21 protein-coding genes and 1 pseudogene are annotated in these 25,319 nt (G+C 64.5%); 13 read left to right on the top strand and 9 right to left on the bottom strand.

Annotation, left to right across the window (positions count from 1 at the left end; translation table 11 throughout):
- The first annotated feature begins 45 nt into the window (after positions 1 to 45).
- On the top strand, positions 46 to 1,581 hold the full coding sequence (locus tag RF638_RS03870) for a dolichyl-phosphate-mannose--protein mannosyltransferase (RefSeq protein ID WP_259913806.1): 1,536 nt from the start codon (positions 46 to 48) through the stop codon (positions 1,579 to 1,581).
- Between the two features lie 551 nt (positions 1,582 to 2,132).
- Here the strand turns inward: RF638_RS03870 and RF638_RS03875 are convergent.
- From RF638_RS03875 to RF638_RS03890, 4 genes are all read right to left on the bottom strand, one after another.
- Positions 2,133 to 3,074: a TIGR01906 family membrane protein gene (locus RF638_RS03875; RefSeq protein ID WP_315280083.1), complete on the bottom strand. Its 942-nt coding sequence runs from the start codon at positions 3,072 to 3,074 to the stop codon at positions 2,133 to 2,135.
- Positions 3,075 to 3,082: 8 nt separating this feature from the next.
- Complete coding sequence (locus RF638_RS03880) at positions 3,083 to 4,321, bottom strand: Ig-like domain-containing protein (protein WP_368841467.1); 1,239 nt, start codon at positions 4,319 to 4,321, stop codon at positions 3,083 to 3,085.
- A gap of 79 nt (positions 4,322 to 4,400) precedes the next feature.
- Positions 4,401 to 4,883, bottom strand: coding sequence for a DUF3499 domain-containing protein (locus tag RF638_RS03885; RefSeq protein ID WP_315280078.1), 483 nt, complete (start codon positions 4,881 to 4,883; stop codon positions 4,401 to 4,403).
- A gap of 8 nt (positions 4,884 to 4,891) precedes the next feature.
- Complete coding sequence (locus RF638_RS03890) at positions 4,892 to 5,494, bottom strand: WhiB family transcriptional regulator (RefSeq protein WP_095796825.1); 603 nt, start codon at positions 5,492 to 5,494, stop codon at positions 4,892 to 4,894.
- 232 nt (positions 5,495 to 5,726) lie between these two features.
- On the opposite strand from RF638_RS03890, the gene RF638_RS03895 reads away from it, so the two are divergent.
- On the top strand, positions 5,727 to 6,446 hold the full coding sequence (locus RF638_RS03895; protein WP_095796826.1) for a TIGR03089 family protein: 720 nt from the start codon (positions 5,727 to 5,729) through the stop codon (positions 6,444 to 6,446).
- Positions 6,447 to 6,488: 42 nt separating this feature from the next.
- On the opposite strand, the gene RF638_RS03900 is transcribed toward RF638_RS03895, so the two are convergent.
- Positions 6,489 to 7,079: a GtrA family protein gene (locus RF638_RS03900; protein ID WP_095796989.1), complete on the bottom strand. Its 591-nt coding sequence runs from the start codon at positions 7,077 to 7,079 to the stop codon at positions 6,489 to 6,491.
- Between the two features lie 178 nt (positions 7,080 to 7,257).
- Between RF638_RS03900 and RF638_RS03905 the strand changes: the two are divergent.
- From RF638_RS03905 to RF638_RS03925, 5 genes and pseudogenes are all read left to right on the top strand, one after another.
- A pseudogene (locus tag RF638_RS03905) lies at positions 7,258 to 8,415 on the top strand (5-(carboxyamino)imidazole ribonucleotide synthase); the annotation flags it as partial.
- A gap of 108 nt (positions 8,416 to 8,523) precedes the next feature.
- Positions 8,524 to 9,027, top strand: a complete 504-nt coding sequence (gene purE, locus RF638_RS03910) for a 5-(carboxyamino)imidazole ribonucleotide mutase (protein WP_311198973.1) — start codon at positions 8,524 to 8,526, stop codon at positions 9,025 to 9,027.
- A gap of 149 nt (positions 9,028 to 9,176) precedes the next feature.
- Positions 9,177 to 10,823 (top strand): LCP family protein, encoded by a 1,647-nt coding sequence (locus RF638_RS03915; protein WP_259917388.1) that lies wholly within the window; start codon positions 9,177 to 9,179, stop codon positions 10,821 to 10,823.
- A gap of 53 nt (positions 10,824 to 10,876) precedes the next feature.
- The gene (locus tag RF638_RS03920; protein WP_368629172.1) at positions 10,877 to 11,860 is read left to right on the top strand and encodes a lipid II:glycine glycyltransferase FemX; all 984 of its coding nucleotides are present in this window, start codon (positions 10,877 to 10,879) and stop codon (positions 11,858 to 11,860) included.
- Complete coding sequence (locus RF638_RS03925; RefSeq protein ID WP_368629171.1) at positions 11,857 to 12,609, top strand: SDR family NAD(P)-dependent oxidoreductase; 753 nt, start codon at positions 11,857 to 11,859, stop codon at positions 12,607 to 12,609. The genes RF638_RS03920 and RF638_RS03925 overlap by 4 nt, the downstream gene beginning before the upstream one ends.
- A gap of 809 nt (positions 12,610 to 13,418) precedes the next feature.
- Here the strand turns inward: RF638_RS03925 and RF638_RS03930 are convergent.
- Both RF638_RS03930 and glpX read right to left on the bottom strand, forming a co-directional pair.
- The gene (locus RF638_RS03930) at positions 13,419 to 14,864 is read right to left on the bottom strand and encodes a hypothetical protein (protein ID WP_129700482.1); all 1,446 of its coding nucleotides are present in this window, start codon (positions 14,862 to 14,864) and stop codon (positions 13,419 to 13,421) included.
- Between the two features lie 124 nt (positions 14,865 to 14,988).
- Positions 14,989 to 16,002: a class II fructose-bisphosphatase gene (glpX, locus tag RF638_RS03935; protein WP_129700480.1), complete on the bottom strand. Its 1,014-nt coding sequence runs from the start codon at positions 16,000 to 16,002 to the stop codon at positions 14,989 to 14,991.
- A gap of 144 nt (positions 16,003 to 16,146) precedes the next feature.
- Between glpX and RF638_RS03940 the strand changes: the two genes are divergently transcribed.
- The 3 genes from RF638_RS03940 (at position 16,147) to RF638_RS03950 (ending at position 19,263) form a co-directional block, all read left to right on the top strand.
- Positions 16,147 to 16,788 (top strand): DUF4245 domain-containing protein, encoded by a 642-nt coding sequence (locus tag RF638_RS03940; protein ID WP_129700478.1) that lies wholly within the window; start codon positions 16,147 to 16,149, stop codon positions 16,786 to 16,788.
- 356 nt (positions 16,789 to 17,144) lie between these two features.
- Positions 17,145 to 17,768 (top strand): carbonic anhydrase, encoded by a 624-nt coding sequence (locus RF638_RS03945; RefSeq protein WP_095796991.1) that lies wholly within the window; start codon positions 17,145 to 17,147, stop codon positions 17,766 to 17,768.
- Between the two features lie 88 nt (positions 17,769 to 17,856).
- Complete coding sequence (locus tag RF638_RS03950) at positions 17,857 to 19,263, top strand: class II fumarate hydratase (protein WP_129700476.1); 1,407 nt, start codon at positions 17,857 to 17,859, stop codon at positions 19,261 to 19,263.
- A gap of 99 nt (positions 19,264 to 19,362) precedes the next feature.
- Here RF638_RS03950 and RF638_RS03955 read toward each other — a convergent pair whose 3' ends face one another.
- Both RF638_RS03955 and RF638_RS03960 read right to left on the bottom strand, forming a co-directional pair.
- Entirely contained in the window at positions 19,363 to 19,620 is a 258-nt protein-coding gene (locus tag RF638_RS03955) for a hypothetical protein (RefSeq protein WP_129700474.1), read from the bottom strand.
- A gap of 22 nt (positions 19,621 to 19,642) precedes the next feature.
- A complete protein-coding gene (locus RF638_RS03960) occupies positions 19,643 to 20,893 on the bottom strand; it encodes a C45 family autoproteolytic acyltransferase/hydolase (RefSeq protein ID WP_259917355.1) in 1,251 nt (416 codons plus the stop codon).
- Positions 20,894 to 21,082: 189 nt separating this feature from the next.
- Between RF638_RS03960 and RF638_RS03965 the strand changes: the two genes are divergently transcribed.
- The 3 genes from RF638_RS03965 (at position 21,083) to RF638_RS03975 (ending at position 25,315) form a co-directional block, all read left to right on the top strand.
- Positions 21,083 to 22,825, top strand: a complete 1,743-nt coding sequence (locus tag RF638_RS03965; protein ID WP_368841468.1) for a pyruvate dehydrogenase — start codon at positions 21,083 to 21,085, stop codon at positions 22,823 to 22,825.
- Between the two features lie 154 nt (positions 22,826 to 22,979).
- A complete protein-coding gene (locus tag RF638_RS03970; RefSeq protein WP_368841469.1) occupies positions 22,980 to 24,146 on the top strand; it encodes an ABC transporter ATP-binding protein in 1,167 nt (388 codons plus the stop codon).
- A 155-nt stretch (positions 24,147 to 24,301) separates the two neighbouring features.
- The gene (locus RF638_RS03975; RefSeq protein ID WP_368841470.1) at positions 24,302 to 25,315 is read left to right on the top strand and encodes an NAD(P)-dependent alcohol dehydrogenase; all 1,014 of its coding nucleotides are present in this window, start codon (positions 24,302 to 24,304) and stop codon (positions 25,313 to 25,315) included.
- The last annotated feature ends 4 nt before the right edge of the window (positions 25,316 to 25,319 follow it).

Below are 25,319 nucleotides of genomic sequence, written 5' to 3' on the forward strand. Positions count from 1 at the left end.
ACCCGCGGCCCCTCCACTGACCTTCGTGGTCTCTTACTACCCGCCGTGACTCGATTGCCCAGGTTGTGGTGGGTTCCGCTGCTGATCGTGACCGTGCTGGGCGGCGTGATGCGGTTCGTCAATCTCTCCTGGCCGCACGCCGTGGTGTTCGACGAGACGTACTACCTCAAGGATTCCTATTCGCTCCTGCTCAACGGCACGGAGCAACAATGGCCCTCCAACGCCGACGAATCATTTGCCGCTGGCAAGCCCCCCGCCAATCTGGACGAGCCGTCCTTTGTGGTGCACCCGCCGATGGGCAAGTGGCTGATCGCCGGTGGTCTCTGGCTGTTCGGCGCGGATGATCCCTTTGGCTGGCGTTTTTCGGCCGCTCTCTTCGGCACGCTGTCCATCGCGTTGATCTTCGCCGCGGCATGGCTGCTGTTCCGCTCCGTCACTCTCGCGACCGCCGCCGGCCTGCTCACGAGCCTGGACGGCCTCCACCTCGTGGAATCCCGCTTGGCGCTGCTGGACATCTTCCTGATGTTCTTCGTGCTCCTGGCCTTCGTGTTCCTCCTGCTCGACCGGGACGACGGACGACGCCGCCTGGTCACCCGTTTCTCTCCCCACGGCTTGGGTCCGTGGCTGGGGATCCGGTGGTGGCGAATCACCGCCGGTGTGGCCTGCGGACTCGCCGTGGGGGTGAAGTGGAATGCCCTGTTCCTGGTGGCCGCACTGGGCATTCTCACGGTCCTGTGGGACATGAATGCCCGCCGGATTGCCGGGGTGAAGCACTGGTTCTGGGGCGCGGTGGTCAAGGACGGGCTGCCCGCCTTCGTCGCCATGATCGGCACCGGCTTGATCGTCTACGTCATCACGTGGGCCGGCTGGCTCACCACCGCCAACGGTTATCACCGCCAATGGGCCGAGCAGAACCCGGGCGAAGGCCTGCTGTGGTTTCCGCCCGCACTGCGCTCCCTCTGGGAGTACCACGTGGCCGCGTACTCGTTCCACTCGGGTCTGGATAGCGAACACACCTATATGGCCGGCCCTGCACTGTGGCCCATCCTGGCTCGGCCCACCTCCTACTTTTATGAATCCCCCGAGCGCGGTGTGGACGGATGCACCGTGGACTCGTGTTCCCAGGCGATCTTGAATCAGGGCAACCCCGTGATCTGGTGGGCGGGCATCGCGGCGGTTCTATTCGCGCTGGTGCTGTGGGCTGTGAAGCGGGACTGGCGTTTCGGAGGTCTACTGGGGATGTACGCCGCCGCGTACCTTCCGTGGTTCCTCTACCCGGAGCGCACCATGTTCTACTTCTACGCGCTCGCGTACTTCCCGTTCATGGTGCTGATCATCGTGGGAGTACTCGGAGTTCTGACCGGACGAGTGGGAGCCGCCCCGTTCGGAGACACTGCAGGGACGCCCGCGGCCCGCAACCGCTTCATCTCCGCCGTGTGGGGTCACCGCTGGACCACCGTTGCCCTCGTGTTCATGAGTCTGGTGGTCGTGTGCGCCGTCTTCTTCTGGCCCGTCTGGACCGGGCAGACCATCCCCTACGACCACTGGCGCTGGCGCATGTGGTTCGATTCCTGGATCTAGGCGCGCAACTACAACACGGCCCCCTGCAACCCTTGAAATTTAAGGGTGGCGCAAGGGTCGCCAATATCCAATGGCGGGTCCGCATGGACGAAGCAGTCTGCGCCCTTCGCCACTGACCTGTAAGACACCACTGTCATTCCAAGCGCCGCAAGGACCCCCTCCCGCACCGGGTGTGCCGTTAGAACCCCTCAGTGCTCCTACAGAGGCTCTGACAAAACATGAGACGTCTCCAACGGTTCGAACGGGCCCCACAACGGACGCGGGCCGCTAACACACGAATCCTGGACATGGCCCCCGGCCCAGGACCGGGCGGCGTCGCGATCAGGACCAGGCGGCGTCGGGATCAGGACCGGGCGGCGTCGGCGGTTGAGTGCGCATGCTGGGTGCCGCTAGAACCCTGGGGTGCGTCTGGTGCAACATTAGGACCCGCCGGATGGTCCGAAGGGGTTCTTATGGCCCCTGAGGTGTCACGCGCGGTCCTTGCGACACCTCAGAAGCGAGGGTGACGCCGCCCAGTGTCAGCGGGCGGTGGCGTTATGAGAAACGAGCGACTAGGCCCAGGGCGCGGAAGGAGCGTCGGAATCGCGGTTAGGCCTGTCCTTTGCGGACGGTGCACCTTGGTTCTCGCTAGCCGAGTGGTCGGACGCGGATTCCCGGTTCCCAAGAGTTTGATCGCGTTCAGAGTCGGCATCCTGGCGCTCCGTGTTGGAGTCCTCAACGTCAGCCCTCTCGTGCTCAGTTTCTTCGCGGCCATCATGACCGGAACCCTCATCAACGGCAGCACGTTCACCGCGGGCGGCGGAACGCATCCGCGGACGCGTGATCAACATGGTCACGAACGCACCGATGACGGCAATCAAGGCGACCGCGATCGCCGCGTCCATCCAGAACTGGGTGGGGTACAGCCGGATCAGGGTGTCGGTGATGCGGAAGGTCCAACTACCGGCGTCGAAGAACAATGAGTGGAACAGCGCGAAGAACGTCTCCCAGGCCAATACCGCCACGACCAGGAGAATCACCAGCAGTGCAACGGTCAGCCACGCTCCGAAGAACAGTGCACCGGACGCGGCGCCGGGTGCGCGGCGGTGCAGATAGAGGCAGCTGATCGCACTGAGCACCAGCAGAATCAACGCGACCAGGAAGCCCCACTGGATGACGTGTTGCACGTCGGTCATGTGGGACACCTCTTGGTCCTGGAACAACATGCCGGCTTCTTCGCTGATCAACCCGCTCAGGTACTCGGGCGGCGCGAAGTTCATGATGTAGTCCAGCCCGTAGGACCCGTAGGTCATGCGCTGTTCGGTGGTCATCCCCCAGTGATCAGCGGGGAACCCTGGGCGGTGGTACTCGATCCACAGGAACAGCGGGGTGGCCACGAGCCGCACCCCCAGGGCGATCAGGAGAATCGGGAACGTCAGCGCCAGAAAGACTTGTTGAAGGCGACGAAATTTCGCCTCGCGGGGACGCTTGACCGCCGTAGTGGGAGAACTCACCGGGGATATCACCAGTTTCCGTGCCAGTTTTCGTCTGAGTACTTGTCAAAGGGAATGTTCCAGTCACCAAAGCCGTCGTCGGGATCAGCCTGCGGGTAACCGGTATTGACCACTTCCACCATGTCACCGGGGCGGAAGGTGTCAAAAATGTACTTGGCGCCCTCCACGGGCATACCCACACAACCGTGGGACACATTTTGGTAGCCCAACACCGGCATGGCAGAGGGCAGGGCCTGGTGGATGAACTCGCCGCTCCACGTGAGTCGAGCCACGTTGGAGGCGTTGAAGGGCTCGTAGTAGTGCGGGTCCCCGGGTGAGAGGTTCAGCGACGACGGCTTGAATTCATACGATTCCGCCTGCTCGATGATGACCTTCTTACCCGTGGTCGACGGCCATTCCGGGTTGCCCAAGGTCACGGGCCATTCGCCGGTCTTCTTGCCGTTCTCGTAGGCCACCAGGGTCTTGGTGTTGTTATCCACGTACGCGCGGTGTTCGGGACCGGTCGTGAAGTTCACGGTCTGGTTCTCGTTGCCGATCATCCCATCGCCCACGTCCTTACCGAGCAATTCGATGGCAACCTTCACCTTGGAGTCCGGGGCCCACGGTTCGGCGGGTCGATACCGCAGCTTGGTGTCCGAATACCAGCGGAACGCGCCGTCCTGGTCGCCGCCGCCGTTGACGGTCACGGCCTTCTCGATCTCGTCCTTGTTCAGGATGGGTTCGGAGAAATCGAACTCGACCACTTGCCACACGCCGTAGGTGCCGCCGTCCCGCACGTTCATGCGAACGTCCATTTCGTGGGCGGCGTCCACGGTGGAGAACGCGGAGGTCCCCTCCCCGGTGCGGCCGTTGTTGTCCGCCGTGTAGGTCACGGTGTAGGCGGAATCGAATTCGAGGGGCTTGGTGGAAGTCCACGTGGTTCCGTCCTCGGACAGTTCCCCGGCGGCTTCTTGGCCGTCATCGGAAACGACCGAGACATCCGTGAGCTTGCCCTGGTCCGCCGTCACGGTGACCGGGTCCACGGGATTGACCATGGTGGTGTCCGCGGCAGGGGCCACGGTCACGGTGGGTTCGGCAGCTGCCTCGGTGGCTGTGGCATTCGAGGCGCCGTCGCCCGGTGAACCGGACGCAGCGCCGTCGCCCCCGGAACCCGTACCGCACGCGGCCAGGGCCAGCACACTGAAACCCGCCAAACCGGTGACGGCGCGCGAACGCCAGGTGCTCTTGCGGGGGGAATGGGGGGCCATGGTGAACCTCACTTCGCGTGGCTGGATCTCACCCAGACTGCCCGGTTACCCGCTGAACAACAAGTTGACTTCGGATGGATTACGGGCGACGCAGGTGGGCGCGCCGCATACTTTGCGGCATGGGCGCGGACCGGAATTCCGGTGCGGCTTGCGGCTTCGCTTCGTGCCCGCTCCCGGGTTGATCGTCCCCAATGGTTTCGGCCGGCGCGCGATTGAATGAAACGTCCCGCAATACTCGCCCGGGGGCCCGCATTCCGGGCCGCTGCGGTGACTGCGGACGACGCCGCGCGGCCGGCTCGTCATCGCGCACGGCCTCGACCATGGCGCCCAGGTCATCGCGGTTCCAGCCGTCCGGTGATTCCAGACGCACCACACGCCACCCGCGCGGGGCGGTCATGCGGTCCGCATGGAAGGCGCACAGGTCGTAGGCATGCGGTTCGGAACGGGCGGACAGCGCACCGATCACCGCGGTGGAGTCCGAGTACACGTAGGTCAGGGTGCAGACGGCGGCCCTGGAACAGGTCTGGCGGCTGCAGCTGCGCTGAGGAAGTTCTTCGCTCATGCGCTTACTCAGCGTCCCCGGCGGCGCAGCCTGCGGCGTTCGCGTTCGGAGAGCCCGCCCCAAATGCCGAACTTCTCATCGTTGGACATCGCGTAGTCCAAGCACTCGCCGCTCACGGGGCACGCCTCGCACACGCGCTTGGCGTCGCGGGTCGAGCCGCCCTTTTCGGGGAAGAAAGCTTCGGGGTCTGTCTGTGCGCACAGAGCGTCGGTCTGCCAGGCGAGTTCGCCTTCGGCGTCGCCCTCGCTCACGGAGTACAGGCCGGCAACGGCCTGCCACACGGAAGCGTCCACGCTCTGCGGGTCGTGGACGTCCACGTCGGTGAGATTCTGCGGAACCGGCGGCTGCGCGGGGGTCTGCGCCACGGGTTCGGAATCGGTGGTCTTGCGGCGATCGGATCGCAACATCACATCGCCTGCGGATTCGGGATGCGCAGCCAGGAAGGCGCTTGCGAGATCGTCCAGGGTGGTGACTTCCATGGTGGATCCACCACGAGCCTGATCCACGGGATCGACGAACCAATCTGCGGGGATCACCTCGTGCGCGTTCGGACGGCCCTGCTCGGCGGTGTCCTCTTGATCGTTGAAGTGGCGGCGTGCGGCCTCTCCCATGTCAGTCCTTCCGTCCGACGCAAAAGCTATGTGGTGCCCGTGACCCGCCCATTTGGGCCGCGGGAAATCAACCGCTCCAGGCGAAGGGTTGGTCCGCTTGGCCCGAAGCGGACCCCCTAATTACACGCGTGTAAGTCCTGCTGAGTCAAGCTGGGTTCGGCGGACTTGCAGATTTGACCGGCGTGCCGTCAGTGTGGACGAGGGACCGTCACTTACCCTAAGGAGTTTCTGCGTGAGACGCACACCGGCCACTTTCGCACAGGCCTTGGCCCAGCTTTCCGAACGCCCCACACCCGCGCTCATCTGGCGCAACGGGGACGAACGTGTTGAGCTTTCCGGCCGCGTGCTCGTCAACTGGGTCGAAAAATCCGCAAGCCTCCTGGTCGACGAATTGGACGTGGAGTCCGGCCAACTCATCACCGTTTCCCCGCGCCAACACTGGCGACTCGTAGTTCTCACCCTCGCCGCCCTACGGGTTGGTGCCTCGGTACGGTTCGGTGAGAATTCCGCCGACGACGCCGCCGTCCACGCCGCGCTCGAAGGTCACCTCAACGACGGCGTTCCGGCCGAACACGTCCTGGCCGTCGCCTCCCCGGCCTTGGCCTTCGCGTGTGAGGAAGATGTTTCGGATCCGGTCATCGACTTCTGCGCCGAAGTCCGATCATTTCCGGACGCGTACATGGGAATGGAAGCACCTCAGGACGGCGATGATGCCTTGCCAGAGGCCGGAATCACGCACGGTGAGTTGCTGGGGGAAGCCGAGCGAGCGGCGTCGGCGGTCGAGGACCACACCGTGTATGTGCCGTTGAAAAACGGCTGGAAAGAACGTGCCCTGTTGATCACTTTGGGACTGCTCTTGCGCGACGGCGCTGTGTTGCTGACCGCAAACGAGTCGGATGTTACGCCGGATGTCCTGGCGCAGGAGAAGGCGGTCCCGTTGTCGGGCGAGTGAGGGACCAGACCGACAGACTCGATTCGGACGGTCAGTTCCGGCTCAGATCTGGCTGGGCGGGGCGTCCGAATCGGTGCGAGAGCGGGATGAGGCGTCCGAGTCCTGGTGGGCCGTCTCGTCCTTGCGCTGCACCACGGGGATCTGACCGGTGATGAACGCGAACTCTTCTTCGCGGCTGCCCGCGAAATCCGGGTCCTCATCGAGCTCCTGGCGGAAGACCCAGAACCGGTAGGCGAAGTACCGGAAGATGGTGCCCAGGATGGTGCCGATAATCGTGCCCGAGATGAAGGACGCCGTGGCCGACTGCAGGCCCAGCACGTAGTAGCTGAAGAACAAGCAGCCCATTTCAATGCCCAGGCCAATGCCATTGGCCACCAAGAACTGGACCAACTCACGCCGCTTGTCCGCTTGACGCTTCTCGCGGAAGGTCCACAAGCGGTTGGCAACCCACGAGAACAGGATGGCCACCACCGTGGCCACGAATTTGGCCTTGATGTGGCTGTCCTCGAACCACGGGGTGTGCATCAGGATCCACGTGAGCGTCGCGTTAATGACGAACGCCAGCGCACCCACCACGCCGAACTTCATGAGTTCTTTGACGAACAGGTGCCACAGCGCGTCAGCGCGTTCCATGATGCTATTCACGAATGGTTCTCGGTTTCCGTCGCTCGGGGAAGTCATGCGCGCTGGTACTTGCACGCTCATGGGTGATCCGCAGAAGTGCGTGATCTACCCGCATATTGAGCTGCATCCTACTCCTAAATAGCTGGTGGCCCGCTGTGGCGATACCCTGGGGAACGTGAGTTTCCCCATTACAGGTCCTGTCATTGGTGTTGTCGGAGGCGGCCAGCTGGCCCGCATGATGGCACCCGCCGCTACCGAGCTGGGCGTGGAATTGCGCGTCCTGGCGGAAGGCCCGGACGTTTCGGCCGTGGCCGCCGTCCGCACCACCCCCGTTGGGGACTACAAAGATTTGGACACCCTGCGGCAGTTCGCCTCAGAGGTGGACGTGGTCACCTTCGATCACGAGCACGTACCCACCGAGCACCTGCGCGCCCTCCAGGAAGCCGGGGTGTCGGTGCAGCCGGGCCCGGAGGCGCTGGTGCACGCGCAGGACAAGCTGGTCATGCGCAAGGCCGTGGAGAAGCTCGGTCTGCCCAATCCCCAGTGGGCCCAGGTGCGCACCGCGGACGAGCTGTTGGCCTTCGGCGAGACGGCCGGATGGCCGCTGATTCTCAAGACGCCACGCGGCGGCTACGACGGCAAGGGCGTGTTGAAGCTCGACGACGCTCAGGCAGTCCACCAGGATCCGGTCCCGGCGTGGTTCGCTCAGGCTTCCGAGGACGGCTTGCTCGCGGAGGAAGCCGTCCCGTTCACACGTGAGCTGTCCGCTCTGGTGGCGCGCACACCGTCCGGCGAGACCAAGGCGTGGCCCGTGGTCGAGTCCGTGCAGGTCAACGGCGTGTGCGATGAGGTGATCGCCCCGGCACCCGGCCTGGACCCGGAAGTGGCCGCGGCGGCGTCGGGAGCGGCCATCATGCTCGCCCAGGAACTGGGCGTCACCGGCGTGATGGCTGCCGAACTGTTCGAGACCCCCGGCCACGGCGCCGGTTTTGCCGTGAACGAGCTGGCCATGCGCCCGCACAACTCCGGGCACTGGACCATGGACGGCTCCGTGACCAGTCAGTTCGAGCAGCACCTGCGTGCCGTTCTGGACTGGCCGCTGGGTGCCACGGAGGTCAACGCGGATGTTGCCGTGATGAAGAACTTCTTGGGCGGCGACAATCAGGACCTCTTCGCGGCATACCCGGCCGCGATGGCCGCCGAGCCGCGCGCCAAGATTCACAACTACGGCAAGTCGGTGCGTCCCGGCCGCAAGATCGGGCACGTGAACGTGGTTGGATCCGCGGATGAGACGGCCGAACTGCGCCGCATTGCGACCCGTGCGGCGGCCATCATTCGCGACGGTGAGGACCGATCGGAAGAGCCCACTCATATCCAGTCCGAAGGCAAGGCGCACCCCACGTGGGGCGCGACCCCCCTGTCGCAGCTGCGGGCGCCCGTGGTCGGACTGGTCATGGGCTCGGATTCGGACTGGTCCACCATGCGCTTGGCCGCGGAGGTCCTGGAAGAACTGGGCATTCCGTACGAGGCGGATGTCGTGTCCGCTCATCGCATGCCGCACGAAATGCTCGAATACGGCCAGACCGCTCACGAACGTGGTCTGCGGGTGATCATTGCCGGTGCCGGCGGCGCGGCGCACCTGCCGGGCATGCTGGCCTCGGTCACACCCCTGCCGGTGATTGGTGTACCGGTCCAGCTCAAGACCCTGGACGGCATGGACTCGCTGCTGTCGATCGTTCAGATGCCCGCGGGTGTTCCCGTGGCCACCGTGTCCATCGGGGGTGCCCGAAACGCCGGTCTGCTGGCCGCTCGTGTGTTGGCCTCGGCCACCGACACGTCCGCCGAGCACCTGCGCGACAACCTGCAGAACTTCGCGCGGGAGCTGTCCGAGACCGCTCACCGTAAGGGTCAGGCGCTGCGGGACACGGTGTTGCGAGGCGCCACGACTCAGGAGTAGCAGTGCTTTGCCCGGTCGATTTTCGGCCAGGATTCAGCCAGTAGCGGCACAATAACCGCAGTGCGTCGTGACTCGCGAGAGGGTGATTCCCACAATCACCCGCGTAAGCCGGCCGCAACACCGCCTTCCCCATCAGCACGGAGTTGCACGTGAACGGATCATCCTCGAGCGAGGTAGGGGGTACCCCCTACCCGCCCACGGCCGGAGCCCCCCACCCGGATGGTGGCTACGCGGAAGAAACCTTCCACGGTGCTTCCGCGACCCGCGATCCCGGTAGCGGCCCGCGCAAGAAGCGCTCCAACGTGGCCGATCCGTTGATCAACCCCAAGTTCGCCGCACCGGCCGACCGCACCAAGCGCGCGTGGTGGCTGTTGGGCGCCACCGCACTGGTTCCCGGCTCCGCTCAGCTGGTGGCCGGACGCAGGCCGTTGGGACGCTTGGCGCTCCGGGTGACCGTAACCGTGTGGGCGCTCATTCTCTTCGCTGCCCTGCTGTGGCTCGTGTGGAAGACCGCGCTGATCTGGCTGCTCACCAACTCGGTCACCTCGTGGATTCTTATGTTCGGCCTGCTGGGCCTCGCGTTGGGCTGGGTATTCCTGTGGTTCGACACGCTCCGCCTGATCAGACCAGGTTTGTTGAGCGACAAGGTCCGCCGCGCCGTGGTCATCGTGACCGTGCTGGCCATGCTCATCACCGGTGGTGGTTTGGGTTATGCCGCCCACTTGGTCTCGGTGGCGCGGGGGGCGGTCTCCAACATCTTTGGCGGCGGTTTACCGTTCGCCCCGGACGACGGGCGCTACAACATCCTGCTCATGGGCGGCGACGCCGGTGATGACCGCGAAGGCCGCCGCCCCGACTCCATGACCGTGCTCAGCGTGGACGCGGACTCCGGTCGCACTGTGACCGTGTCCTTGCCCCGCAACCTGCAGAACGTGCCGTTCCCGCAAGATTCCCCGTTGCACGACGTGTACCCCAGCGGGTTCAGCTGCGGCGACGAGTGCATCATGAACGCGATCTACACGGACGTGATGCAGAATCACCAGAACCTCTATCCGGACGTGGCCGACCCCGGCGCAGAAGCCACCAAGGATGCCGCCGAGGGCGTCACCGGCCTGGAGATCCACGGGTACGTGCTGATCGACATGGACGGTTTCGAGTCGCTGGTTGATGCCCTGGGCGGCATCACCCTGGACGTGGGTGGACGCGTGCCCATGGGCGGTGGCACCAACATGGACACCGGTCTGCCGAACCCCATCTTGGGCTGGATCGAACCCGGTGTGCAGCACATGGACGGCCATCACGCCCTCTGGTACGCCCGGTCCCGCGAGGGCGCCACGGACTATGACCGACAGGCGCGCCAGCGTTGCGTACAGGCCGCAATGCTCAAGCAACTGAATCCGGTCAACGTGGCCACCAAGTTCGAGGATCTGGCCAACTCGGGTGAAGAAATTATCGAGACAGACATTCCGCAGTCCTCCATCGGTTCCCTGGTCAACGTGGCCATGAAGGCCAAGAACCACGACCTCGAGTCCTATGCCGTGGGCCCACCGTTCTACGACCAGTCCTTCCCCACCTACCCGGACTTCGAGCTGTTCCAGTCCGATCTCCAGGGCGTGCTCGAGAAGGCAACGGACGACGGCGCTGAGGCGGCGTCGTCGTCGAGCGTTCCGGCCCGTGGTGTGGCCGGCGCGCCGGGTGGTGTGGGCGTGGGCATGTCGGTGCCCGTGCCGGCCTCCCCCGCGATGTTGACCACCGCCGAGGAGTTGTCTCCCAACGGCACCTGCTCCGTGCCGTAACCGAATCCGCGCTGCGCGTTCTGACCTGAGCGGCAGGTCGGTACAGTGGACGCGTGGCAAATATCCTGCAGTCCCAGGAATGGGCAGAGTTTCAGCGAAGCATCGGACACCAGGTCGTCCAGGCCTCCGGAGACGGGTGGCGCTACCTGGCCACGGTCGAGGGCGGGCGCACGGGCCGGTACCTGTACTGCCCGTACGGTCCCGAGGCGGATTCCCCACAGGCTTTCGACGCCGCTCTGGCGGACCTCACGCGCGTGGCCAAGGAGCACAAGTGCTGGTTCGTGCGCGTGGAACCGGCCAATGCGAATTTCGTGGACGGTCTGGAAACGGAGAAGTCTTCGTTGCGCCGCCGCGGTATGAAGGTTGCCCCGCGTCAGGTTCAGCCTTCGCACACGCAGCTCATTGACCTCAGCAAGGACGAGAAAGAGCTGCTCAAGGACATGAAGTCCACCAACCGAAATCTGTACCGGAACATCCACAAGAAGGGTGTGACGATTGAGCGCTCATCCAACCCGGAGGACGTCAATTACCTCCTGAAGTTCTTGGACGACACCGCCAAGCGCAAGGATTTCAACCGCCAGCACGACGACTACCTGCGCGCGGTAGCCCGGTCGCTGATGCCCGCCGGCGCTGCCGCGATCTATCTCGCGAAGCTCGAGGACGAGCCCATTGCGGCCTCGCTCGTGTACGACTCCTCGGACACCCGCACCTACGCCCACGCGGCCATGGATCAGCGTCACCGCAAGCTGTCAGCGGGCATCCCGCTGGTGGTCACGATGATCATGGACGCCAAGGAGAAAGGCCTCGCGTGGTTCGACTTGTTCGGCACCGCACCCGAGGGCGCTGGTCCAGAGCACGAGTGGTACGGATTCACGTCTTTCAAGAAGTCGTTCGGTGGCTCGCCGGTATCGTTTGCGGGCACATGGGACCTGCCCGTTTCGACCGGTGGCTACACCGCTTACACCGGCGTGCGCCACGCCCGGGAAGCGGTCACTGCGGCTCGGAAGAAAATCCGCGAGCGTACCATCGAGGCATGACTAAAACTGCTCTGATCACCGGTGCCACCGGAGGAATTGGCCGCGCTTTCACCGCCGAATTGCACCGGCGCGGCTATCAGGTGATCATCACCGGTCGGAGCACGGAGAAGCTGACTGAACTGTCTCAAACCGTGACCGACGGTGCTGCGCAGATCGTGGCCGCTGACCTGGGAACGCAGGACGGGATCTCCACCCTGGTGGACGTGATTCGCTCCAACTCGCTGGACATCCTGATCAACAATGCAGGTTTCGGCACGCACGGTGCTTTCGCCGAACTGGACATCGATCGCGAACTCGAAGAAGCCACCGTCAACATGACCGCTCTGATGGCCACCACCCACGAGGCGCTTCAGTCGATGACCGCGCGGCGCACCGGCGCAATCGTGAACATTGCGTCTGTGGCCGGGTTCCAGCCCATTCCCTACATGGCCACGTATGGCGCCAGCAAGGCGTTCGTGGAACGGTTCACTCTTGCCGTGGGCGTTGAGGCCCGCAAGTCAGGTGTGCTGGTGACCTGCGTGAACCCTGGTCCCGTGGATACCGAGTTCTTCGACGTGGTCGGTTCCAGTGCCGTGAAGATCGGCCGTGCGATGAGCCCGGAACAGATTGTGGCTTCCGCCATGACCGCAGTGGACAAGCGCCGTTCCCGCGTGGTGGCACCTCGCACCTTCCACGCGGTAGAGGCCCTCACCCGCGTGCTGCCCGCGCCGTTGGTGGCCCGGGCGACGTCCATCATTTCGGGGCGGTAGTTACGGCTGCTGCGGCGCTGATGCCGGTACGCGGCTGGCACTGCGTCGCACTACATTGCACGGCGCCGCGCTGCGCGTGAGGTGTCGTTAGAGCCCACGTTTACACCTGAGGTGTCATTAGAACCTTCCACGCTGGCCATAAGGGCCCTAACGGCCCCTGAGGTGTTCCCGAGGGTCCTACCGGCTCCTCAGATGCGTTCGTCATCTCGCGAGTACCGCCGCGCCTGAGGTCGCGTTAGAACCCACATTTACACCTGAGGTGTCATTAGAACCTTCCGCGCTGGCCATAAGGGCCCTAACGGCGCCTGAGCTGTTCCGGAGGGCCCCGCCAGCCCCTCAGATGCGTTCGTCATCTCGCGAGAACCGCCACGCCTGACGTCGCGTTAGAACCCACATTTACACCTGAGGTGTCATTAGAACCTTCCACGCTGGCGAAAAGGGTCCCAACGGCGCCTGAGGTGTTCCCGAGGGTCCTACCGGCTCCTCAGATGCGTTCGTCATCTCGCGAGAACCGCCACGCCTGACGTCGCGTTAGAACCCACATTTACACCTGAGGTGTCATTAGAACCTTCCACGCTGGCGAAAAGGGTCCCAACGGCGCCTGAGGTGTTCCCGAGGGTCCTACCGGCCCCTCAAATGCGTTCGTCATCTCGCGAGAACCGTCACGCCTGACGTCGCGTTAGAGCCCACGTTTACACCTGAGGTGTTAGTAGAACCTTCCACGCTGGCCAAAAGGGTCCCAACGGCGCCTGAGGTGTTCCCGAGGATCCTATCGACCCTTCAGGTGTGTCCTCCCAGGGTGGTGAGTATTACCAGCGCGCGGCGTCGCGCATGGCGGCGGTGCCCTCGTCCACGACCCGTCGCGCGAAGCCGCGGACCTTTCCGCGCTCGGCAGGATCGGTGCCATTCGAATCGGCACTCGAGGCGGCGTCGTCGGCGTCGTCCTTTTTCATGAAGGATGGGCGCGTGGGCATGGACACCTTGGGGACCGTGACTTTGGGCAGGCTACGTGACTTCTTGTCTTTCGCTGGCTGCTCGGTCGTGTCAGCGGTGTCGGTCGCCGCGTCACCTGAGGGTTCGGAAACCGACGCCGCAGGCTTGGCCGACTTCGGCTGTTTCTTCTGCTTGGGTGCGGCGGGCTGGCGAGCGAGGTCCGGATCGGCGTCGACGGCGCTATTGGCATCTTGCGCCGCGAGGGAACCGGTCTCGGGCGCGGTGGGATCATCCTCGCGAGCGGGCTGCGCCGAAAGAACCTTGAAGCGGCGCTTCTTCCTGGGCGGGCGCTCTCCGAAAATCTTGTGCCTGGTCTTCTCGGCGCGGCCAGCCAATTGATAGGCGCTGACCAGTGGGTACTCCCACACGCCCAGGATCTCACGCTGCTCCTCGGCGAGCTCGCGCAGAACCACGGACGCGTTCTCGGAATCCGGATCGCCGGCCACCACATTGTGGACGCGGCGCTGCTGGAGCTGCACCAGACCGGTGAGCAAGAGAGCGTCGTCCACACCCAACTGGCGGGCGCGATCAGTGAAGCCCACGCGGTAGAGCAATGCGGATTCGCCGGTGTGCACGAACCACAGGTAGCCAAGTGCAGTTTCCTGCTCACCCTCGGCCTGTTCGGTGGCCACCAGGAACACGGAGTCCTGGCCCACAGCCTTGAGCAGATCATCGATGTGAGCGGTGCGCAGGCCTACGTTGGCCAAGCTCTGAGTGTTGGCGGAAACGCGGCGAACCTTCACGCCGGCGACCTTGAGTCCGGCACGGCAACGTTCGAGGGTCCCGCTGGAGAGACGCTTCGACAGGTCGCTCTCGGTTTCGCCCAGACGCACGATCAGTTCGCGGGGGCCGGCCTCACCCTTGCGGATCTTGTCCCGACGGCGATAGCCCGCCTCTTCAAGGTCGGAAAGCAGCTGCGGGTTGACCGCTGTGTCCGGGCTGATGCGAAGGACCGCACCGTCGTGCTTCTCGCGGGCGTAGTCCTGAAGCGCACCCAGCACCTTGACGAGTTCGTGGGGACTCTTCACGTGCAATGATCGAGCGTCCACCACCGTGTGCTTGTCTTCGGGGTAGATCAGGAGCTGGCCGTAGCCGATCGTTTGATTGGCGCGGTTCACCATCACGCGTTCCACGCTGATCTGCTCATCGCTGAGGGCTTCTGCCTCGCCGATACCCCACAGCAGCTGGGGATTTCCGCCGGTCACGCGAACCCTGGCGTCCCACGTCTTCCGGTTGTCACACGGGTTCACGCTCAATGACACGGTGCGTCCTTTCGTTAGTCCCCAGCACACCGTCATACAGCTTAGCTGTGGACAGCACTCGCGCGTGACCACCCCGTGGGGCAATCACGCGCGAGTATTCAATGACTTCAAAGAGGCCAGTGGATCAGTTGTTGCCGCGCTCGTACTTCTCCCACTTCTTGGCCACGTGCTCGGCTTCGACCATGCGCACGGTGCCGGACTTGGAACGCATCACGATGGACTGGGTGGTGATCCTGGGCCCGCGGTAACGCACACCCCGCAGCAGATCGCCGTCCGTGATACCGGTTGCTGCGAAGAAGCAGTTGTCCGAGGTCACCAGTTCGTCCGTGGTCAAGATGCGGTCAACGTCCAGGCCCGCTTCGGCTGCCTTCTCGCGCTCGGCCTCATCGGTGGGAGCCAGGCGACCCTGGATCACACCACCCGTGGCCTTGACTGCACACGCGGTCACGATGCCTTCCGGCGTACCGCCGATGCCCATCATCACGTCCACGCCGGTTCCCTCGCGGCACGCAGCGATAGCGCCGGCGACGTCGCCGTCGAGAATCATGCGCGTACGGGCACCGGTCGCGCGGATTTCGTCCACGAGACCCTGGTGACGGGGACGGTCCAGCACGCACACCGTGAGCTGGTTGGTTTTCACGCCGCGGGCCTTGGCCACGAGGTGAAGGTTCTGCTTGACAGGCAGACGCAGGTCCACCATGTCAGCGGCTTCCGGGCCGACCACGAGCTTGTCCATGTAGAACACGGCGGAGGGGTCGAACATCGAACCGCCGTCCGCCACGGCAATCACGGCCAGGGCGTTGTTCATGCCCAGAGCGGTGAGCCGGGTTCCGTCAATGGGGTCAACGGCCACATCCGAAGCGGGGCCGTGCCCGTCACCCACCTGCTCGCCGTTGTACAGCATGGGGGCTTCGTCCTTCTCGCCCTCACCGATCACCACGGTTCCGTTGAAGCTCACCGTGGACAGGAACGAACGCATGGCGTCCACTGCCGCGCCGTCCGCTCGGTTCTTGTCACCCGCGCCAACCCAGTGACCACCGGCAATTGCGGCAGCCTCCGTAACGCGGACCAGTTCCAGAGCCAGATTTCGGTCCGCCGCGTTACCTGAAGCGCTACCTGCGGTTGTTTGAGTCGCCATGTTCCTCACCTTCGAGTCAGCTGCGCTCGTGAATCTCGCGACGCACGTGTTCGTGGGCGAGCACACAAGCCTTGCGTGCGTTTCCAGCATATCCCCGGCCTTGTCCGATTGGGCGGGTATGTCACGGCACGGCACAATAGAGGGGTGAGTGATTCAGCTACGACGCCGCCCCGCAAACCTGACGAGCCTCAGGTCACCTCCGCAACCCCGGAGGAAGGCGCCCCGCTGCCCCAGATCACCACCAAGCAGGCGGCCAAAATCAACGCACCCATCCGCGGCATGATCATCTCCATGGCGGTGCTGCTCATGCTCATCCTGCCGTTCTTGTGGCTCGCTCCTAAGCCTGATGCTCAGCCCTACCGCGCGGATGTGAACGTTTCCGAGGAAGCGGGCTTCGTAGCGGAGCAAGCGGAGTTCACTCCGGCTGCGCCCGAACTTGGCGACGACTGGACCGCCAACTACGCGCGCTGGCAGGCCAACTCTCAAGAAGGCGTTCCCCTCTGGAGCGTTGGCTACCTCTCCCCCAATTACCGGTTGGTCGAAATGGTGCAGACGGCCGAGTCCAACCCCACATGGTTGGCCCAGCGCACAGAACTGATTCCCGCGACCGGGCAGAAGAACGTGGGTGGCATCTCGTGGGACATTCACCACCGTGACCCCTCGGGTAAGCAGGAAGAATTCACCGCGTGGGTCGGCGAACTCGATGATTCCACCGTGATCCTTACGGGCAAGGCGACCGAGGGCGAATTCGAGCACGTTGCGAAGGCGCTGGCCGAGGGGCGCTGAGCTCACACCTCGCCCGCATCATGGAGCGGCACATCTGAGGTAGAGGTTCGCAGAATCCGCGGCGCTGCCTGCATCTCGGGCAGAGGTTCGCACACATTGTTGGTCTCCCGGCATCTGGGGTAGTGGTTCGCACGCGAAGTGCGGTTTTTACTACGAACGACTGCCATATTTGTTTGCGCTCGGGATTCGCTGGCCCAGATGTTCATGCGCGGCACGTCGCACAACACCTAGAGGTTTACGCTAGGAACGCGCCACCGGGACACGCTCCCGTGACGCACCAACCGTGAGTCGAACCGGGAGCCACCGTGAGCGAAAAGATCCAACCGAAGATCAGCGACGCCGACAAGCCGACCAGCATGCCCAAGACGCCGCAGGATGCTTGGCAGCGATTGAAGGACGGCAACGAGCGGTTCATCGCAGGTGAGACCCTGCATCCCCACCAGGATGCGCAGCGCCGTAAGGAACTGGAGCATAAACAGAAGCCGTTCGCCGTGATTTTCGGCTGCTCGGACTCCCGGCTGGCCGCGGAAATCATCTTCGACCTGGGCCTGGGTGACGCGTTCGTGATCCGCACCGCCGGGCAGGTCATCGACAATGCGGTGCTGGGGACGCTCGAGTACGCCATCGATGTGCTGGGCACTCCCCTGATCATGGTGCTCGGCCACGACTCGTGCGGCGCCGTGACGGCGACCAAGAACGCCGTCGACTCCGGCGAGCTACCGCGCGGCTTCCAGCGCGACCTGGTGGAGCGCATCACGCCTTCCGTCCTGGAGTCCAAGCGCAAGGGTCTGGACACCCTCTCCGACATGGTCGTGGAGCACACCAAGCAGACTGCCGCCCGCATGTTGGACCAGTCCCGTTCGATCGCGGCGGCCGTCTCCAAGGGTGACGCCGCAGTGATCGGCGTGTTCTATCACCTGGATGCCGGCAAGGCCGAACTCGTCTACGGCCACGGCCCGTGGTTCCCGGAGCGCGGCTGACAGCGCACTCGATTCTGCACGGCAAGGTGGCGTGTCACGGCACGCCACCGTCAGCCCGGCCCCGATCCGAGCGCATAAGCTAGGGGTCATGGCAGAAAATACTGAGTACCGCATTGAGCACGACACCATGGGTGAGGTCCGCGTTCCCAAGAACGCCCTGTACCGCGCCCAGACCCAGCGTGCCGTGGAAAACTTCCCCATCTCCGGCTCTACCCTGGAGCGCCAGCACATCAAGGCGCTCGCCCAGGTAAAGAAGGCCGCAGCCACCGCCAACGAGGAACTGGGTGTCCTGGACGCCCAGCGCGCTCAGGCCATTCGCGACGCCGCTGACGCCGTCGCCTCCGGTGACTACGACGAGAACTTCCCCATCGACGTGTTCCAGACCGGTTCCGGAACCTCTTCCAACATGAACACCAACGAGGTCCTGGCAACCCTGGCCTCCCGTTCGCTGGAGTCCGAGGGCGTGGAGGTCCACCCCAACGACCACGTCAACGCCTCGCAGTCCTCCAACGACGTGTTCCCCACCTCCGTGCACGTGGCCGTGACCAACGCGCTGATCAACGACCTCAAGCCCGCCATGGATGTGCTCGCTACCTCCTTGGAGAAGAAGGCCGAAGAGTTCAAGAACATCGTGAAGTCCGGCCGTACACACTTGATGGACGCCACCCCGGTGACCCTGGGTCAGGAGTTCGGTGGATACGCAGCACAGGTCCGCTACGGCATCGAGCGCATCGACGCTTCCCTGCCCCGCGTGGCCGAGGTTCCCTTGGGCGGCACCGCCGTGGGCACCGGCATCAACACCCCGGACGGTTTCTCCGCCCGCGTGATCGAGCTGCTGGCCGAAGAAACCGGCCTGCCGATCACCGAGGCCCGCAACCACTTCGAGGCCCAGGCCAACCGTGACGGTCTGGTCGAGGCTTCCGGGCAGCTGCGCAACATCGCGTACTCCTACATGAAGTTCATGAACGACATCCGCTGGATGGGATCCGGTCCCAACACCGGTCTGGGCGAGCTGCACATCCCCGACCTGCAGCCGGGTTCCTCCATCATGCCGGGCAAGGTCAACCCCGTGATCTGCGAGGCCGCCATCCAGGTCTCCGCCCAGGTCATCGGCAACGACACCACCGTGGCACTGTCCTCCACCAACGGCGCGTTCGAGCTCAACGTGGGCATCCCCGTGATGGCCGCCAACCTGCTCGAGTCCATCCGCCTGCTCGCCAACATCTCCCGCGTTGCCGCGGAGAAGATGGTTGACGGCCTGGTCGCCAACGAGGAACGCTGCACCTTCCTGGCTGAAGCTTCTCCGTCCATCGTGACCCCGCTCAACAAGGCCATCGGTTACGAGGCCGCGGCCAAGATCGCCAAGCACGCCGTGGCCAACAAGGTCACGGTGCGCGAGGCCACCATCGAGCTCGGCTACGTGGACGGCGACAAGCTCACCGAGGAGCAGCTGGACAAGGCTCTGGACGTCACCACCATGACCGGTAACTACTGAGCCAACCACTGATCGGTCCTAGTCGCCGATCACCGGCTCTCAGGTTAAAAGCTTCGGCCCCGCACGCACCGTGCGGGGCCAAAGCTTTTAAGGGATAGGTCAGGCTTTCCAGCGGGACCAGGCCGCTTGCCGGGAAGTCCCGGCCGCACCGGCCACGGCGGTCCACGACGACGCCGCCGCAACGTTGCGCGCGCTGATCCCGAGGGACTCACCCACGGTTCCGCTCAAGCGCAGGAGCGCCTGGAACGCTTCCGGGTCACCGCTGGCGGCGAGCTGGCGCACGACCTCCATGGCCGCGCTCTCCAGCTGGGCCACGGGAGTCGGTCCGTCACTGGGTTCAGGAATTTCGGTACTCACGTGACCATCATCCCACCGAGACTCAGCGGCCCACCAGTACGACGTCCAGGGTGTCGTCCGCGTCCTCGAAACCGCGCTTCCAGGACACACCGGGCCAGCGGTACTCAACGTGTCCCTTGTCCGGGCGGTAGTGAGCGGTGAACAGCGTGCCGAAGCCGCCGGAGAAGTTGTCTTGGTAGAGCGGATCCGTGAGGAACTGATCGCGCATCTCGTCCGCGGTGATCTCGGTTTCCACCGTGCGGTCCAAGTGCTCGAGACGCTCCTTGGAGAAGAACTGTGCGGCCTTGGCGGGGTACTCGGGCTCCTTGCCGCGGTGGTTGGTCGCGGTGCAGGCGTCGAAGAACTCGGCCGGCTGGCCCGGCGCCACGAACGCGGTGAACTTGTCGCCGGAAGTGTCCACCACCGTGATGTTGTAGGACATGGAGACCGGCAGGTCCCGCAGCAGCTCGCGTGCCTGTTCGGCGGTTTCGGCCACTTCCAGCAGGTAGCGGATCACGATCGGGACCGCGAAGCCCGGGCCCGATCCAGGGCGGCCGCCGAACGTCAGGGACACGGCCAGACCGGCGTCGTTTATGCCGTCCAGCAGGCCCCACAGGCAGTCACCGGTGCCGATGACCTTGCGCCCGGTGAACTCGCTCGAGTACACGGTGGCTTCCCACAGGCTCGGGACGTAGTCGTAGTTGCGGGTCAGCGAGGTCTCCTCGCCGGTGAGGGCGGCCTGCGAGCACGCCGGTGCGAACGCGGGGAAGTTCCACATGGTCAGGAAGCGCGCCGCGACGTCGTCGTTGCCGGTCAATTCCACGAGCTTGCGCCACGTGGGCATCAGCTCGGGCATGTACTTCTCGAGCATGCCGCGGGCTTCTGCCAATTCGGGTCGCGCGTCCGGGCCGGACTGGTAGAAGGCACGGTAGGCGGGCCAGGTCGCGTCGAACAGGGCCTTCCAACGCGGGCCCGGCTGCGGCTCGCGGATACCGAACACGGTCACGGGAAATTCGCGCTGAGCGGTCCACGACGACGCCGCTGCGCCGTAGTTCTCGTCGCCGGTCCCGGTTGCGGTGGTCTGTGTATCACTCGCGGTGGACGTACCACGAACGGGATGGGCGGTTCCGCCCGCGAAGTTGATGGTAGGAGCACTGCGGTAGAAATCAACCCAGTTGATCCGGGGTGAAGCAGTCTCCGCCCAGTTCACGGCGGTCCAGTCGATGGCTGCCCAGTCGATGTCGGTCCAGTGTGCTCGGGTGCGGGATGCATTGGTTTTCTGTTCGCAAGTCATGTGTCAAGGAAACATTGACACGAGGTGGTCTGTCAAGTTTTTCTTGACGCATCCTTGGAGTGATTCACCTCACCAAGCGCGGTCCTGCGCCTCACAAACCCCTCCCCGATGTGTTTCTGTCCGCCTATGCTGGATCGGAAGCAACCTTGTGACCGAGCCACGGTCACCCCCGTTCGGCAGGAGCAATACGTGAAACTCGCAGAGCAAATCATCCAGCAACTCATGGACGCTGGCGTCCAGCGCATTTACGGCGTGGTGGGCGACAGCCTGAATCCCATTGTGGATGCGGTTCGCCGTACCGGCGGATCTGCCAAGGGGGGCATTGACTGGGTTCATGTGCGCCACGAAGAGGCCGCAGCCTTTGCCGCGAGCGCGGAGGCTCAACTCACCGGCCAACTGGCGGTGTGCGCCGGTTCGTGCGGACCGGGAAACCTGCACCTGATCAACGGCCTCTACGACGCCAATCGATCCGGAGCCCCGGTCTTGGCGATCGCCTCCCACATCCCGTCGCAGTACATCGGATCGTCCTACTTCCAGGAGACCCACCCGGACCGGTTGTTCAACGAGTGCTCGGTGTACTCGGAGCTGATCAGCACACCCAAGCAGTCCCCGGCCGTGGTCAGCTCGGCCATTCAGCACGCCATGACCGTTCCCGGTGTGGCCGTGGTGACCCTGCCGGGTGACCTCGCCGAATCCGAGACCCAGGCCGAGGCGCGGCCGTTCTGTGTGCCGGAACCGGGCGCCGTCGTCCCTTCGGACGCAACTATCGAGCGCATGGCGACCGCCCTGAACAACGCCAAGGACGTCGCAATCTTCGCGGGCATCGGCGTGGCGGGCGCCCACGATGAGGTGATCGCGCTGGCCGACACCCTGGGTGCCCCCATCGGGCATTCGCTGCGCGGTAAGGACCAGATCCAGTACGACAACCCGTTCGACGTGGGCATGACCGGGCTGCTCGGCTACGGCGCCGCGGCCGAGGGACTCAAGGGCGCCGACGTGATGATCATGCTGGGCACGGACTTCCCGTACGACCAGTTCCTGCCGGACGTCACCACCATCCAGGTGGATACGGACGCCTCCGTGATCGGCCGCCGCACCGGTGTGGACATCCCCGTCCATGGTGACGTGAAGTCCACCATTCTCAAGCTGTTGCCGGAGCTGAAGCGGAAGAAGAACCGCTCGTTCCTCAAGAAGACCCTGGCCAAGCACGACAAGCTCATGAACAAGGCCGTGGGGGCGTACACGCGCAAGGTCGAGAAGATGACGCCGATTCACCCCGAATACGCGGCCTCGATTCTGGATCAGGTGGCCTCGGACAATGCGATTTTCACGGCGGACACCGGCATGTGCAACGTGTGGACGGCTCGTTACATCAACCCGTTAGGCACTCGACGTGTGATCGGCTCGTACCTGCACGGGTCCATGGCCAATGCGCTCCCCCAGTCCATCGGTGCGCAGATGGCTTACCCGGATCGCCAGGTCATTTCGGTCTCCGGTGACGGTGGCGTGTCCATGCTGATGGGCGAGATCCTGACCCTGGCGGCCTACAACCTGCCCGTAACCGTGGTCGTGTTCAACAACTCGTCCCTGGGTATGGTCAAGCTGGAGATGCTCGTGGACGGCATGCCCGACTTCGGCGTGGACGTACCGCAGACCAACTACGCGGCCATTGCACAGGCCGCCGGTCTGCAGGGCATTCGCGTGGAGCAACCCAAGGATCTGGAGGGCGCCTTCACCACGGCGCTCGCACACCAGGGCCCGTCGGTCGTGGAAATCATCACGGATCCCAATGCCCTGTCGATCCCGCCGCACATCGAGAGCGCTCAGGTCTTCGGGTTCGCCACGGCCATGTCCAAGATGGTCTTCAACGGCGGCGCGGGTGAGGCCGTGTCCATGGCGCGTTCCAACCTGCGCAACATCCCCCGCGGCTGATTCACGTAAGGTGTTCCTCTTTTCCGTGGTGAAAAGGGTGGCGGTTATCACATGAGTTTCGCTATGATCTCAGATGAGAGTGGCGCAGGTCACTCCCGCCGTCCTTTTCTCCTACGGATCGTCCGGCACGTGCCTGCCGGGAAAGAGGAACTACATGTCCAGCGTGCGCTACGACAGGGTCACCTGTCAGTATCCCGGGGCCGATCGCCCCTCAGTTTCTGACCTCAGCCTCGACATCGCCGACGGCGAGTTCTTAGTTCTCGTGGGCCCCTCCGGTTGCGGTAAATCCACCACCCTGCGCATGCTCGCGGGCCTGGAAGAGGTCACCGGCGGTGCCATTCACATCGGTGACAACGAGGTGACCGATACCGCCTCGCGCGATCGTGACATCGCCATGGTCTTCCAGAACTACGCGCTGTACCCGCACATGACCGTGCGCGACAACATGGGTTTCGCGTTGAAGATCGCCAAGGTGGGAGAGGCCGAGCGCAATAAGCGCATCGAAGAAGCCGCCAAGATCCTGGACCTCACCGAGTACCTGGATCGCAAGCCCAAGGCCCTGTCCGGCGGCCAGCGTCAGCGCGTGGCCATGGGCCGTGCCATTGTGCGTTCGCCCCAGGTGTTCCTCATGGACGAGCCGCTATCTAACCTGGACGCCAAGCTGCGTGTGCAAACCCGCACCCAGATCGCGTCCCTCACCCGTCGCCTGGGCGTGACCACGGTCTACGTGACCCATGACCAGACCGAGGCCATGACCATGGGCGACCGCGTGGCCGTGCTCAAGGACGGGCGGCTCATGCAGGTGGATACGCCCCGCGAACTCTACGACCGCCCGGCCAACGAATTCGTGGCCGGCTTCATCGGCTCCCCCGCCATGAATCTGTTCCGCACCACCGTCACCGAGGACGGCGCGGTGGAGCTGGGTAGCCTCAAGCTGCCCCTCAGCGCCGCCGCCCGGGAAGCCCTCACCGGCTCGGAGGTCACGGTGGGCGTTCGCCCTGAGGACCTGGTGCCGTCCGAGAACGGCCAGGGCCTGGCCGTTGTCGCGGACATCGTGGAGGAGCTCGGAGCAGACGCGTACGTCTACGGCCACCTCGACCACAGCTCGGACCAGCATGTCACCCCCTTTGCAGGGGTGGCCGGTCACGATGAGGACACCGTTCCCAATACCGGAACCAGCGAAGAAGCGGATGCAAGTCCCATCGTGATCCGCGTGGATGGTCGGCAACCACCGGCGGCCGAAACCACGGTTTGGGTCAGCACCAACGGGGACCGAGTCCACCTGTTCGACGCCGGCACAGGCGAGCGCCTCCCGGACTGATGTCTTATCCATGATCCGAAACGTCACGCGCACTCTTGGGGGGCGCGTGACGTTTCCTTTATTCCTAGACCTCCGCGCACCGAGGCACCGACGAGCGAAAGGCCACCACTGTGACTCTCACCAGCCCCGCCGACATTCCCGTTGTACCTTCCGTCATGAAGGCCAGCGTCTTGCTGGCACCGCATCAACTGGAGGTCCAACAGCGGGATACCCCGCAACCCGGCCCGCACGAGGTGCTGATTCGCGTCACCTCGGTGGGCGTCTGCGGTTCCGATACGCACTACTACGAGCACGGTCGGATCGGTGATTTCGTGGTTGAAGAGCCCATGATTCTGGGCCACGAACCCTCCGGCGTCATTGTGGCCGTTGGTTCCGAGGTCACCGACCGTCACGTGGGCCAGCGCGTCTCCCTGGAACCTGGGATCCCGCAGCCGTTTTCCCCTCAGACGCTGCACGGGCAGTACAACTTGGATCCAGCCGTCCGCTTCTTCGCGACCCCGCCCATCGACGGCGTGTTCTGCGAGTACGTGACCCACCCCGCCGCCTTCTCACATCCCGTCCCCGACGCACTCTCCGACGACGCCGCCGCCCTCCTCGAGCCGCTCTCCGTGGGCATCAGCGCGGTGCGCGCCGCGGGCGTCACCCTGGGTGACCGAGTTCTGGTGACCGGCGCCGGCCCTGTCGGTCTACTGGCCGCACAGTGCGCCCGTTTGGCCGGCGCACTGGACGTGGTGGTGACCGACACCCGCGACGATCGTCTGGAAACGGCCATGAACTACGGCGCCACCGAAACCTTCCGTGCGGACAACGCTCCCTCGCCGGATGAGCCCTTCCCCGGAAGCGGCTACACCGTGCTCCTCGACGCCAGCGGGGCCGAGCCCGCGATTCTCTCCGGGATGCAGCGCCTGGCACCCGAAGGCCGCGTGGTGCTGGTCGGCATGGGCGCGGATACCCTGCGGCTTCCGGTGCCCCTGATCCAGGAGCGACAGCTGCACCTGACCGGGATCTTCCGCTACGCCAACACGTGGGACACGGCCATTCGCATGGTCGAACAGGGCCTTGTGGACTTGGATTCCTTGGTCACCACACGACACGGCCTGGACGACGTCGCCGCGGCACTTACCACGGGGACGCGCCCAGGCGCGTTGAAGGCTGTCGTGAACCCCTGACAGG

The sequence above is a fragment of the Kocuria sp. CPCC 205235 genome, from assembly GCF_040980905.1.
Classification (GTDB): domain Bacteria; phylum Actinomycetota; class Actinomycetes; order Actinomycetales; family Micrococcaceae; genus Kocuria; species Kocuria carniphila.

Excerpts from the sequence above, each read along its gene's own strand:
- RF638_RS03880 (WP_368841467.1), bottom strand. The coding sequence starts at position 4,321 with ATGGCCCCCCATTCCCCCCGCAAGAGCACCTGGCGTTCGCGCGCCGTC.
- RF638_RS03885 (WP_315280078.1), bottom strand. The coding sequence starts at position 4,883 with ATGAGCGAAGAACTTCCTCAGCGCAGCTGCAGCCGCCAGACCTGTTCC.
- RF638_RS03890 (WP_095796825.1), bottom strand. The coding sequence starts at position 5,494 with ATGGGAGAGGCCGCACGCCGCCACTTCAACGATCAAGAGGACACCGCC.
- RF638_RS03900 (WP_095796989.1), bottom strand. The coding sequence starts at position 7,079 with ATGGAACGCGCTGACGCGCTGTGGCACCTGTTCGTCAAAGAACTCATG.
- purE (WP_311198973.1), top strand. The coding sequence starts at position 8,524 with ATGGGCTCGGATTCGGACTGGTCCACCATGCGCTTGGCCGCGGAGGTC.
- RF638_RS03925 (WP_368629171.1), top strand. The coding sequence starts at position 11,857 with ATGACTAAAACTGCTCTGATCACCGGTGCCACCGGAGGAATTGGCCGC.
- glpX (WP_129700480.1), bottom strand. The coding sequence starts at position 16,002 with ATGGCGACTCAAACAACCGCAGGTAGCGCTTCAGGTAACGCGGCGGAC.
- RF638_RS03945 (WP_095796991.1), top strand. The coding sequence starts at position 17,145 with ATGCCCAAGACGCCGCAGGATGCTTGGCAGCGATTGAAGGACGGCAAC.
- RF638_RS03950 (WP_129700476.1), top strand. The coding sequence starts at position 17,857 with ATGGCAGAAAATACTGAGTACCGCATTGAGCACGACACCATGGGTGAG.
- RF638_RS03960 (WP_259917355.1), bottom strand. The coding sequence starts at position 20,893 with ATGACTTGCGAACAGAAAACCAATGCATCCCGCACCCGAGCACACTGG.
- RF638_RS03970 (WP_368841469.1), top strand. The coding sequence starts at position 22,980 with ATGTCCAGCGTGCGCTACGACAGGGTCACCTGTCAGTATCCCGGGGCC.
- RF638_RS03975 (WP_368841470.1), top strand. The coding sequence starts at position 24,302 with ATGAAGGCCAGCGTCTTGCTGGCACCGCATCAACTGGAGGTCCAACAG.